The organism is Streptomyces sp. Ncost-T10-10d (assembly GCF_900091955.1).
Lineage (GTDB): Bacteria > Actinomycetota > Actinomycetes > Streptomycetales > Streptomycetaceae > Streptomyces.
Map to the genome: position 1 here is coordinate 20876 of NZ_FMDF01000004.1, position 12561 is coordinate 33436.

Below are 12561 nucleotides of genomic sequence, written 5' to 3' on the forward strand. Positions count from 1 at the left end.
GGTCGCTTCTCTGTCGTGCGGCCGTGGAGGCGGTACGGATGTCGATGCGGCCGGTGGGGCTGCCGGAGATCCCGGAACAGACCGTGGCGGTGGCGCGGGCGGCGTTCCCGAAGGGAAGTCTGGCGATACGGGTGCGGGACCGCCTCGCGGAAGTCTTCGTCGCCGAGCCGTTCGCGGGGGCATTCGGGGTGCGTGGGGCTCCGGGCCCGTCGCCGGGGGTGTTGTCGCTGGTCACGGTGTTGCAGTTCGCCGAGGACCTCACTGATCGACAGGCTGCGGCGATGGCGGTGCGGGCCATCGACTGGAAGTACGCGCTCGGGGCGGAGCTGACGGACACCGGCTTCGATGCCAGCGTGTTGTCCAGGTTCCGGGCCCGGCTCGCGGACAACGGCATGGAGCGGGTGGTCTTCGACCGGCTCCTTGAGCACTGCAAGGACGCCGGTCTGGTGGTGGCCGGGGGCAAGCAGCGCACCGATTCCACCCATGTGATCAGTGCGGTGCGGGACTTGAACCGGCTGGAGCTGGCCGGGGAGAGCGTGCGGGCGGCGCTGGAGGCTCTGGCGGTCGCGGCGCCGGTCTGGCTGGCCGGACAGATCGACGTGACGGAGTTCGCCGAGCGGTACGGACCGAGAACCAACGGCTGGCGGATGCCGTCCTCACAGGCCAAACGCGACCGCCTCGCCCAGGTCTTCGGCCAGGACGCCCTCGCCCTGTGCCGGGCGGCCTGGGCCGAGGACGCCCCGGTGTGGATCCGTGAGGTCGAGGCGGTGCATCTGCTGCGGCAGGTCCTGGTGCAGACCTACATCATCCGGTCCGATGCCCGAGGACGGCAGGTGATCAGGAAGCGGGACGCCAACGACGGCGTCCCGCCCGGTCAACTCCGCCTGGCCTCCCCCTACGACGCGGACGCACGCTGGGCGGCCAAGGGCGATGACCTGTTCTGGATGGGCTACAAGATCCACCTCACCGAAACGTGCGGCATACTCCCCGACGCCGACGCCGACGCCGACGCCGGGTCCGGGTCCGGGAGGATGCCGAATCTGATCACCGACGTGCACACCACCGACGCGACCGTGCCCGACGTGAAGGCGACCGCTCCCATCCAGCAGAGCCTCGCGGAGCACGGCGTGAAGCCGGCCGAGCACTACCTCGACTCCGGCTACCCGTCGGCCGACCTGATCACCAAGGCCATGCAGGACGGTATCCGCATGGTCACTCCGGTCCTTCTGGACCACTCCGCGCAGGCCAAGGCGGCCGAAGGCTTCGACAAGAACGCCTTCACCATCAACTGGAAGACCCGCCAGGTCCGCTGCCCCGCCGGGAAGACCAGCTCCCACTGGAACCCCGTTCAGCAACACGGCACAGACGCCATCGTGATCACCTTCAGCGTCGTGACCTGCCGGTCCTGCCCCTTCCAGAAGCAGTGCACCACCTCGAAGATTGGCCGTCGCATGCTCACCCTCAGGCCCGAGGAACTCCACGACAACCTCGCCAGAGCCCGCGCCGAGCAGAAGACAGACACCTGGAAGAACAAGTACGCCCTCCGGGCCGGCGTCGAGGGCACCATCAACCAGGCCCTCGACATCACCGGCATCCGCCGGGCCCGCTACCGCGGCCTACCGAAAGTCCGCCTCCAACACGCCTTCTCCGCCACCGCGCTCAACGTGATCCGGCTCGACGCCCACTGGACCACCGGGTCACTTGACCGCACCCGCCACAGCAGGCTCGAACAACTCAGCTACCGACTCTCCGCCTGACGAATTACGCAGCAGAGTCGTATGCGGCCATCCAGACGGGCAGCTTCCCGTCCTTGATCCACGGGATCCGCAGCGCCTTGCCGTCGACAGTTGCCTCACGGCCCTCGGCGAGGTCGCGGATGACGTCGATGGCCTCGCCGAGCCGGGCCAGGGTGTTGGGGGCGCGGCCCGCGACCCGCATCGCGGAGTCGCCGCGCCCGATGCCGCAGACGGTGCGGTTGCCGAACATGTCGTTGAGGGTGGCGAAGGTGGAGGCGGTCACCTCCCAGGTGCGGGTGCCCGGGTTGGTGACCATGGGGCCTACGACGAGGTGTTCGGTGTGTTCGAGGATCTGGCTGTAGATGACGAACGGCTCCTGCCAGAGCACCGCCGAGTCGAAGGTCCAGCCGTAGCGGAAGCCGTTGCGCTCGGCGCGGCGCATCAGGCCGACGACGGACGAGGCGGGCGGGTCGGTCTGGAGGACGAGTCCGAAGTCCATGACGGGTGCTCCTAGTCCAGGTACTGACAGGTGGCGCGCGGGGTGTACATTCCGTGACCGGCCCGGCCGGTGAACTTCCGTCCGTCGATGACGACTTCACCGCGCGAGAGAACCGTTTCTACCCGGCCGGTGATGCGCTTCCTTCATACGCCGAGTAGTCCACGTTCATGTGATGGGTCTCGGCGGAGATGGCCTGCTCGGCGTGCGGATCGTAGATGACGATGTCGGCGTCGGAACCCGGCGCGATGGTGCCCTTCTTCGGGTAGAGGCCGAACATCCGGGCCGGGGAGGCGCAGGCGATCTCGATCCAGCGGCGGCGGCTGATGTGCCCGTCGACGACGGCCTGGTGGAGGAGGTCCATACGGTTCTCCACCCCCGGCAGCCCGTTCGGGATCTTCGAGAAGTCCCCGCGTCCCAGCTCCTTCTGGCCGCGGAAGCAGAACGGGCAGTGGTCGGTGGAGACCACCTGGAGGTCATTGGTCCGCAGCCCCCGCCAGAGCGCCGCCTGGTGTTCGCGGGGGCGCAGCGGGGTGGAGCAGACGTACTTCGCGCCCTGGAAGTCGGGCTCCTCCAGGTTGTCGGTGGAGAGGAAGAGGTACTGCGGGCAGGTCTCGCCGAAGACGGGCAGGCCCTTGTCCCGGGCGGCGGCCAGCTCGGCCACGGCTTCCTCGGCGGAGACGTGAACCGCGTAGAGCGGGGAGCCGGCCACCCGGGCAAGCTGGATGGCACGGTGGGTGGCCTCGGCCTCCAGGAGGACCTTGCGGACCTCGCCGTGGTGGCGGGGGTCGGTCTCCCCGCGCGCCAGGGCCTGTTCGATGAGGACGTCGATCGCGATGCCGTTCTCAGCGTGCATCATGATCAGCCCGCCGTTGCCGGAGGCCCGCTGCATGGCACGCAGGATCTGCCCGTCATCCGAATAGAAGACCCCCGGATACGCCATAAACAATTTGAACGAACTAACGCCTTCTTCGACGAGTCCGTCCATTTCCTTGAGTGTGTGTTCATTGACGTCCGACACGATCATGTGGAATGCGTAATCGATCGCACATTTTCCATCGGCCTTGGCATACCAGGCGTCCAATCCCGCCCGGAGCGAATGCCCTTGTGACTGCACCGCGAAATCAATGATCGTCGTCGTCCCACCCCAGGCTGCGGCTCGCGTCCCGGTCTCGAACGTGTCCGACGCGAAGGTGCCACCGAACGGCAGCTCCATATGCGTGTGCGCGTCGACCCCACCCGGGATCACATACTTCTGGGAGGCATCAATCACGCGATCGGCAGTCCAGTCCTGGCTACCCGCGGTCGCCATCGCCACGACACGGCCGTTCTCGATCAGAACATCCGCGTGCAACTCTTCGGCAGCAGTAATCACAAGGCCACCGGTAATGAGAGTTCGAGTCATGTCTGAGAAATCCCTTCCCCTCGCAATGCGGGACTCGGAGGGCCGCCGACCGGAACGCCGTAATGAAGGCGGTGTACCGGTCGGCGGCAGAAGCCAGTGCGACGCCAGCAACCCACGCCGCTATGCCTTGCGTCGTTCACCCCGCGACACGGGTGCACGCGGCGTCCGCACCCACTAGCCTCGCCGTTTCGTTTGGGTACGGCGGCTGTTGGGGCGGAAACGCGAAAGTGCCTTCCTGACCTGGGACGATGAACCTTGCTGAGGGGTTCTGTCGGTCCAGGCGGAGGGCACTTTCTACGTGCAGGCTATCGGGTTGCGTCCCAAGATCCAGGTCAGTGCAGATGGTTCGGGGGTGGTCGGTCATGCCGGGGCACGGTTACTGGCTGATCTCGCTGATGCCACCGGGCTCACCGCCGCGTACTCCACCGCGCTCAGGCCGCTTCGGCCGCGCGGGACTGGGCATGATCCGGGCCGGATCGCCACCGACCTGGCGGTGATGCTCGCCGACGGCGGTGAGGCCATCGCGGACCTGGCCGTACTGCGGGACCAGGTAGGGGTGTTCGGTTCGGTCGCCTCGACACCGACGGCCTGGCGACTGCTCGCCGACACCGACGAGAGGACACTGGATTCTCTGCGCTCGGCGCGTGCCCAAGCTCGGGAAGTCGCCTGGATGCAGGCCGCCGAGCAAGGCGAGGGCATACCCGCAGTCCGGGCCGCGGGACGTATTCTGCCCGGGCTGGTCCTGGACCTCGACGCCACGCTGATCACCTGCCACTCCGAGAAGGAGCAGGCCGCACCCACCTATAAAGGCGGCTTCGGCTTCCACCCGCTGCTGTGCTTCCTGGCCAACACCGGCGAGGCACTGTCGGGCCGACTGCGTCCTGGAAACGCCGGTGCCAACACCGCGAGCGACCACATCACGGTGTTCGACCAGGCATTCGCGCAAATCCCCGACGCGCATCGGCACGGCACCGACGTCCTCGTCCGCACCGACAGTGCCGGATCCGCGAAAGCCTTCCTCGCCCACGTCCGCGACGTGCGGAAACGAGGAATCCGTACCTTCTTCTCGGTCGGATACGCCATCACCGAGCCGGTCCGCCGCGCTGTCCGGGCCATGCCCGACCGCCTCTGACATCCCGCCCTTAACCAGGACGGGACTCTGCGTGATGGCGCCGAGGTCGCCGAGCTGACCGGCATGGTCGATCTGGACGGCTACCCGGCCGGCACCCGCATCATCGTGCGCCGAGAGCGGCCGCACCCCGGAGCCCAGCTGTCCCTGTTCGACCAGGACGAAGGCCTACGGCATCAGGTGTTCCTCACCGACACCCCGTACTCCGGTGGCGGTTCCGCCCAGTTCCTGGAGGTCCGCCACCGCGGACATGCCACTGTCGAGGACCACATCCGGTGCGGCAAGACCACCGGATTCGGCCGCTTCCCCCTCCCGCGACTTCGGCATCAACGCCGTCTGGCTCGAACTCAGCCTCGCCGCGATCGACCTGCTCGCCTGGACCCGTGTCCTCCTCCTGGACGGGGAGCTGGCCACCGCCGAGCCCAAGAAACTCCGCTACCGGCTACTGCACGTCGCCGCCCGCCTCACCCGCGGCGGCCGACGCCTCCACCTGCGGATATCGGCGACCTGGCCCTGGAGACACGAACTGGCCACGGCCTTCCACCGCCTCGCCGCACTGCCCCGACCCGCCAGCTGACCGGCAAACCCCCGTCCGCCCACGACCCGAAAGAACCCGGAGAACCCGACCACCGCGCCGGGACTCCGACCTGCCCAAGCACCGAAATCACGTCGGCCACCCAACACTTGGCGATCAGCGACGCCGCCTCAGCCCAACCGAAACGGCGAGGCTAAGCACCGAGCCCCTCCCACCTTCAAAGGCTCGATTTCTGCATAGTTGAGCCCAGCCGACAGCACCACCGCACATCTCGCAGTGCAGTCGCATCAGGCACCGATCCATCTCGCTGGCCTCCCCACCTGTACACCTCGACACTGCACCCTCCACGCAAGAAGCGGCGAACGAACTGAGGCATCGCCAGCCTCCTTCAGCGGCTACCACGGGCCGCCCGCGCCAGCATTTCCAGCGGCGATTCGAGCAGGAGCTAAATTCCAAGATGCTCCCGAATCAATTCGCGCAACGCGCGGCCATCGATTAGCTGAATTTTGTCGGAGTTTTCGGCAAATTCGATGCCGGCTTTTGAGAACGTGCCATTCGTGACGATTATTCCCTTGCGGGCATCCCTGTCACGCACGGACCGAGAGAGGTCACGGATCACCTCGTATGCAACTTCTCTTCGGGTATGCTTGACCTGCACGAGACTAATTTGACCGGCGACTCGATGAGTTATCACTCCATCGATTCCTGCATTCCGTCTCGCGTCAATAGCGACCCGCCCTTCATTCATCAAGTTGAGGAGATGCAGAACCAACTCCTCAAATCGGATTGGATCCATCGCATCCAAATCAAGAACACGACCCGGGTCGGAAATCGCACGCGTCACAAATGGATCCCATACGCGAATAACATTGTCATACCCGATGGTGGCGAGAAGGCTATGCCGCTCGACCCTATCAATGGCTGCCATAGCCAATACTTTTTGCGGCCGAATGATGAACAGTTCGCTGGGAACAGCGGTCTTAGAATTAAGGTTCCACAGCCGCACAGCACCGCTATAGTCGGCCGTTACCAGGCAGCGCCGTCCAGCGGGATCAACAAGGGCAGTCATAGCCCGTCCGGGGTATCCACCAGTCCACAAGGTATTGCCGACTGGAGTTCCATCCACAGCGTCCCGAATTTGCAACCTCCCACTGTAATCCGTGAAGGCAAGACGCGGGGGCTCGTCCGCCTCTACAAATTCCGTCATGGACAGCACACCTTTTCGAATATCGTACCGAACGCCGCTAAAACTTCCGTCGGCCGATCCCCAAAGATGCACCTCCCCGCCATGGTTGGTAGTCGCAAGGAGCGGGGATCTCGCAGGCAGCGGGACGGCGGCAATTGCCGCGATTCCAGGCTCTTGCACCGTAAATGATTCGCCTACCATAGAGCCCGCCTCCGGGTCCCACGTTCGCACTTTTCCATCCGGTCGACTGTAAGTGGCAAGATACGTCCGGCCGTCGAGGGCAGGAACAGACGCCATTGCAACGACACCGCCGGGGACCAGAAATGAAAAACGCTCTGCTACCGTCTGCCGCCGTGCACTCAAAGAAGCCAGAGAACCGGTATTGGCTGTTTCCCCTGCAAACTCGCTCTCAAGGAACTCGCCGGGTACGTGAATGACCGTGGCGCGTCTCTTGGCGCTGTCCGGGAAGCTGTCTGCCCAGAAAATGGACCGAGCGGTGCCCACCACGAGGACTGCCGCCTGCAGGCTGTCGTACTGAGCGGCGCTGATGTTCCCGAACCGCTCCAAGTCGTCCAGCCACACCACCGTCCGCGGGCCGATTAGCGAAACGCCCTCCCGAAGATCCTCGGCTGTAGGGGGTGCCCACAGAACCCACCCGTCCGGCAGATTACGCACAGCCTCCCATGCCGAGCGTGTCTTCCCTGCACCCTCATCCCCCACGAGAACGACGAACGTGGGCTCCCCCGCGTCGGCTCCACGGACGATGTCCCGCAACCGCGCGTCGTACTCGCGCTCCACATAGGTGGGGAACTGAACCGGCAAGTTGCCCACGGGCGTTGCCATGTGTACGCCGAGCTGCAACGGTCGCGTCTCCGCCATTGGCGTCACCCGTGGCAGGGCGGACTCAGCGAAGGGCATCGCGCCCGGGCCGATGCTCCGCTCTCCCGTCCCGCCGGCTGTCGTACGCGTCGCCGGGAAGTCACCGCCCGATCCTCCTGCGAGCCGTTCGACGTAGTCCGCAACCTCGCGCCGGACCAGCTCCTGAACAGCAGTGATGTCATGGCGGAGTTGAGCGCCCAACAATGCCTCGCGCACACCAGGTAGGAAGTGGAACTCGAAGCGCGCCATGTCGAACGTGCCGTGTCCGTCCTGCCAACCTTCCAAGAGCCCGCCCAGCGCTACCTCCGCGAGATGGCCGTGCTTCGAGTGCGGCAGCATGGCCCGGCGTACGAGTGTCATCACGGGAAGGGTCAGCGGTACTGCGGACAGATAGCCCGCCAACTCCTGGGCAACGGGTGACGCGCTCTCCTGGAAACGGCGCAGGGCCCGCTTTGCATCAGGATCCGGGGCAGCAGCAAGCGCCGGAGCGGCCGCCGACTCAATGCCCGTGCCCGTCCGGTCGATTGTCAGGCACGAAAGCCTGCTCCACCGGCCCTCGCCCGCGACGAGCGACGCCAGCGCACCCAGCCCCGACGGGGACGCCTCCACCATCGGGATCGCGATGCTGCCCGCGAGCCCCGCCCGGACCCGGCTTCTGGAGCTCAGCCTGGAACTCCCACCCTGCCGAGCTGCCTGGGCCAAGCGCCACGATACGTTCGGGGCCGCCGGCCGCGCGGCCCGTACAACCACACCCTCCGGGGCCACCGCACCCCGGGTCCACAGACGCCGCGGCAGCACGTTTAGGAGGGCCAGTGGGTTGTGTGCCACCCACTGGCGCAGGACTGCTTGGAGGCTGGTACCGCTCCAGCCCCCCGCTACCGTGTCCGTGACGACCAGTACCAGCCGGTGTCCGGACGGATCGGAGACTTCTTGAGGGCGACGGGAATCGCCCCCGTTTGCCCGTGCGACAGTCGGTATGCCTCCTACCTCAGTACCGCTCAGGAACCACAGGCGGACGTCTCGGAAGATGCCAGTCTGCGCAAACGTGCGGCACAGCTCGCTGACCAGGTCGTGCCAGAGCAACATCGAATGATGTGTGTCGATGACCAGGGCCAAGTCGAGCCAGCGGCCGCGCTGCGGCTTCAGTATCGGCACCACCATGCCTTGCTCAACGCTGCTGTCGACGCTGAGCTCCTCGTCCAACTCAGTCGTGTTGACGGCGGGTACCGTCTGGCGGCCAAGTGGACGCAGCGCCCTCATAACACCGAGGGGGTCCTCCAGGGCCATCGCCCGCCGTACCAGGACGGCTTCGCCTCGCCGAGTATCCGGATCGACAGCACGCGCGTCGTCCTCGAGCGTGGCGCTGTAGTACCGTTCGCTGGCCTGAGACCCACCATCACCTCGATCCGGATTGCTCGGCGACGCGGTCCCCTGTTCGACACTGTCCGGCTGTTGTTCGTCGCCCGTGTTGTCCCGGCTCCCCGCGGCGCCTATGCGCGCGGCCAGCCACAGGATGTCCGCCAACTCCTCATGGGCGGCGTCGGCACCTGATTCGACCAGCGCTGCCAGCAGTTCCTCGATCACCGAAGGGTCCTCACACGGACGAGGGGCCGGTGAGCCGGTGCAGCACCGTCTCCAGGAACTGTGTGCGGTCGTGTGAGTCGGACCATGCCCCCTTCAGACGCAGTTGAACGGCATTGAGCAGTTGGTCGGTGGCGAGGTCGCCGTCCATCCGTCGGTCGATGAAGGCTTCAACGAGTTCCCTGTAAGGCTCGTCGGAGGTGGAGTCCAGTCCCAGCCGCTGCCGCACGATCTGCGTCAGCTTCTCCTTTCCTGGCGGCTCCATGTGCAGCCTGATGCAGCGTCGCAGGAAGGGCGGCGGAAAATCGCGCTCTCCGTTGCTGGTGAGTACAACTATGGGGAAGGACCGGCACTGCACCCGCCCGCGCTCCACCCGTACCCGCGCCTGCGGATCGTCCTGCGTACCGATCCTCACCTCCGGCTGCTGCGCCGCAACCCGCGCCAGCTCGGGGATTTCGAAAGCCCCTTCCTCAAATACCGTGAGCAGATCCCCGGGCAGATCGATGTCGCTCTTGTCGATCTCGTCGACGAGCAGCACCCGGGGCTGGTCCTGCGCCAACAGCGCAGTCCCCAGCGGACCGAGGCGCAGGTACGGTGCGATGGACGGATCCAAGGGGGTGGCAGATGCCTGCTGGAGGTTGCGCAGATTGGCATCATGGAGCCTGCCGATCGCGTCGTACTGGTACAGGCCGTCACGCAAGGAAGTGCGGCTGGTAATCGGCCAATGCAGTACGGGACCGAGTTCGAGGTCGGTTGCGATACTGTACGCGAGCGTGGACTTGCCGAGGCCGGGCTTTCCTGTGACCAACAGCGGTCGGCGCAAGTACAGGGCTGTATTAACCGCGTCCTTCTCAGCCATGTCCGGCACATACCCAGTACCCCGGCGATGCGTCTCCCGCCAGGCGGGGTCATCGATCCCTGGTGGCGCGTACTCCGGATCTCGCACCCCCCTGAAATCCCTCCAGGGCGGACGCTGTTCAGCAAGCCGCATATTTCTCTGCTCGATGGTTCCCGGGCCCTGGTAGATCCACCATTCCTTCGCCGTCATGACAGCGGCCGCCTTTCAGGTACGCGTTCGGGGTCGTCCCACATCAGTGCCAAGGGGAGCGAGGACCGTCGTATCCCCTCGGCAGATGCTCCGGGCAAGGGAATCCGCAGCATCCTCAGCAAGGCGGGCAGGCGGCCGACATCCATTCGGTCTGCGCCTGTAAGCGCGGCCACCAGCCCACCCTGGGCCTGCGCCGCGTGTCCGCGGCGTGGCCAAACGGCAATAGGCACACCGGCGTCCAGCACGGCGTCGAGCGTGTCCATCAGGCGCTGCTCGGAGACTTCAGCCAGCACGCAAACCGGCGGTTCAGTGGCTTGCAGGAACACGCCGAGGGCCTCACTGACGTCGCCGTCACCCAGCTCGTGCACGGCTTTCGGGTCATGCCCGCCATGGGCCTTGAACCATTGCCACTTGCGCCGCCAGGACTCCCCTGCCACGCCATCGCGCTCATCGGGGCAACGCACCAGGACCTCGTAGTGGCAGCCGAGTTCGATCTCCTTGCCTCGCCTCCCGATGGGCAGCCCCCAACACTCGAACTCCTCCTCCAGCAGCCCGTAAGGCACATGGAATTCGATGCGCACCGTCTCACCAGCATGATCCGCGAGCAGTTGTTCGGCCAGGCGGTCCTGCACCTCCGTCATAGCCAACGGCCGGTCCGACTCCCAAACGGCTTCGAAGACGCCTTCTCGGTAGAGCCACATCCGTACCCAGTGAGCGCCCTCGCTTTCGGTGTCCTCCGTGAGCCGCACATGCAGACCCGCGGGTTCCGGATCTGGCTCGGGAGGGGCGGGGACGGCTGCCGAGCCAAGGCGTTCGCGGGTGTCGTCGACCCAGGCGTCAGCTGCTTCAGCCCATGTCGACTCGATGGAGCATGCGGCGAGATAGCGAATAAAGGGCAGCGTCAGCGGCATGTCCCGCTTCCTGCCCTGTCGGGCGTCAAGGTCATGGGCGATAGCCATCAGCCCGCCGGGCGGCAGGCCACGGTGAGCGGGAACGGCGCAGCCAGTGATGTCGAAAGCCCAGCGGTAGGCGTCGTGCGTATGGGCGGGCGCCCCACGTCCATGCAAAAGCGGTCCGAGTTCCTTCCAGGCGAACTGGTCGAGACGCGGAGCTCCGTGTCCCGCCAAGTCCGGATCGGTCCAGCGATCGCCGAAGATCGTAGAGCCGCTCCAGTCGCGGTCAATGACGAATTGCGGGTGCTGCCAAGCGAGCCCCCTGGTCCGCAACAGTTGGAAGTCGGCCTGTAAGGAGCGGGCGATACCGACGAGGCCATGCACACTCTGGTCCAGGGTGCTCTCGCTGAGCCGACGCATCAGGACGTCGGTAAACTGGCCGGCGCCCCGGTCGGCAAGGTTCTGCGCGACCTCGCCAGCGTGTGAGGCGTAGAGCGTGAACTGGCGGCGCCTTGGGTCCGACGGGCGTGCCCCGTACCCCTTCTCGCCGAAGGCAAGCTTGCTTGCTTGCTGCACGGGCGTCGACCCGGCAGGCGTCACCAATGGCTATCTGTCGGCGGAAGCGTCCGTCGCCCGGCCCTGCGCCCTTCCACCAACGCAGCGCCGCCTCCAAGTTAAGATGCGCAGTCCAGTCACGGGTGGCGTCCGAGTACGGGAGGAGCATCTGGTGGGTCTGGTCGAGGTAGCCGTGTCCGGCCCAGTAGATCCACAACAGATCCCCGTCACGTGTGGGAAGCTCCTTGAAGAGGATCCGCTCGACATTCTCCTGGGTCGGCAAGAGGTAGTTATGCCACGATATTTCCTGCTGGTTCCGTTCCAGAGGTGAGAGCAGTAGGTTCACCTGGTTGTCCGGGACACCCGCAGGACCGGTGAGCCACTCGGCGAACCGTACGGCGTCGCGGGCAGCGCCGGGCAGATCCCACTGATGGCTTATGCCGTACGACTCGATGCCTACGACAAGTGCGAAGACACGGCGTGGGTCAATCCGTTCGTGTCCGTCGGCGGTCACCGCATCGCCTCGATCTCCTCTGCGATCCGGTCATACACCGCATCGAGCTTCCAGTACGCGCTGTGGCTAAGGGGAAACGGCTGCCTGCTGCTCACCTCATGGTCGATGACACGGGAGTCACCGGGGAAAACCGGTTCGGCTTGGTACGCGAGGAGGTCCTTGCGGTCGAAGACATTGAGCCAGCGCGGGAAGTCCGGCGGTAGACCGGCAGTTGGTGGCAGTCCGGTGAGGGCACCTAGTTCATGCAGGAAGGGCGCCTGCGAGCCGACGGTCACCAGCAGTCGCGTCTCCGGCAGCGATGTCCGGCTGATGGCTGCGAGGGCATAGAGGTCCACAAGTGCGATGCCGCCGAGGCTGTGGCCGATCACGACAGTTGGCTCGGGGCTCGCTGTGATCAGGCTCTCTAGATGGTCGCGGAGGGGCCGGCCACGGGTCTGATACCGCAGAATGTCGCCAAGTGCAGGTACGGATCCGGTAGTCAGCGGCGCCCGCCAGTGATCGAGTGCAGGCTGGGTGGTCAACCGCAGGGCGAGCGTGCCGAGTACAGCCGCGACCCGGCCGCCCGGGAAGCGCCCGGTGCCGCCCAGCCTTGCGCCAACGAGAT

Annotated in this window: 4 protein-coding genes and 4 pseudogenes; 2 read left to right on the forward strand and 6 right to left on the reverse strand. The window is 65.8% G+C overall.

Translation table 11 applies throughout. The features are described 5' to 3' along the window. The first annotated feature begins 38 nt into the window (after positions 1–38). Positions 39–1757: an IS1182 family transposase gene (locus GA0115254_RS00410; RefSeq protein ID WP_107451284.1), complete on the forward strand. Its 1719-nt coding sequence runs from the start codon at positions 39–41 to the stop codon at positions 1755–1757. Between the two features lie 7 nt (positions 1758–1764). On the opposite strand, the pseudogene GA0115254_RS00415 reads toward GA0115254_RS00410, so the two are convergent. Together GA0115254_RS00415 and hydA are read right to left on the reverse strand one after the other, a co-directional pair. Further along, a pseudogene (locus GA0115254_RS00415) lies at positions 1765–2235 on the reverse strand (LLM class flavin-dependent oxidoreductase); the annotation flags it as partial. A gap of 11 nt (positions 2236–2246) precedes the next feature. Next, positions 2247–3637, reverse strand: a pseudogene (gene hydA, locus GA0115254_RS00420) (dihydropyrimidinase). A gap of 268 nt (positions 3638–3905) precedes the next feature. Here hydA and GA0115254_RS00425 point away from each other — a divergent pair. Further along, positions 3906–5343: pseudogene (locus GA0115254_RS00425) on the forward strand (IS1380 family transposase). A 403-nt stretch (positions 5344–5746) separates the two neighbouring features. Here GA0115254_RS00425 and GA0115254_RS00430 read toward each other — a convergent pair. The 4 genes and pseudogenes from GA0115254_RS00430 to GA0115254_RS00450 all read right to left on the reverse strand — a co-directional run. Further along, the gene (locus GA0115254_RS00430) at positions 5747–8950 is read right to left on the reverse strand and encodes an SAV_2336 N-terminal domain-related protein (RefSeq protein ID WP_093893238.1); all 3204 of its coding nucleotides are present in this window, start codon (positions 8948–8950) and stop codon (positions 5747–5749) included. 10 nt (positions 8951–8960) lie between these two features. Continuing rightward, positions 8961–9995 carry an AAA family ATPase gene (locus tag GA0115254_RS00435; protein ID WP_093893239.1) on the reverse strand — a complete coding sequence of 345 codons (1035 nt, stop codon included), beginning with the start codon at positions 9993–9995 and terminating at the stop codon, positions 8961–8963. Then, entirely contained in the window at positions 9992–11464 is a 1473-nt protein-coding gene (locus tag GA0115254_RS45400; protein WP_256102321.1) for a VMAP-C domain-containing protein, read from the reverse strand. The genes GA0115254_RS00435 and GA0115254_RS45400 overlap by 4 nt, the downstream gene beginning before the upstream one ends. A gap of 489 nt (positions 11465–11953) precedes the next feature. Next, positions 11954–12561: pseudogene (locus GA0115254_RS00450) on the reverse strand (hypothetical protein); the annotation flags it as partial.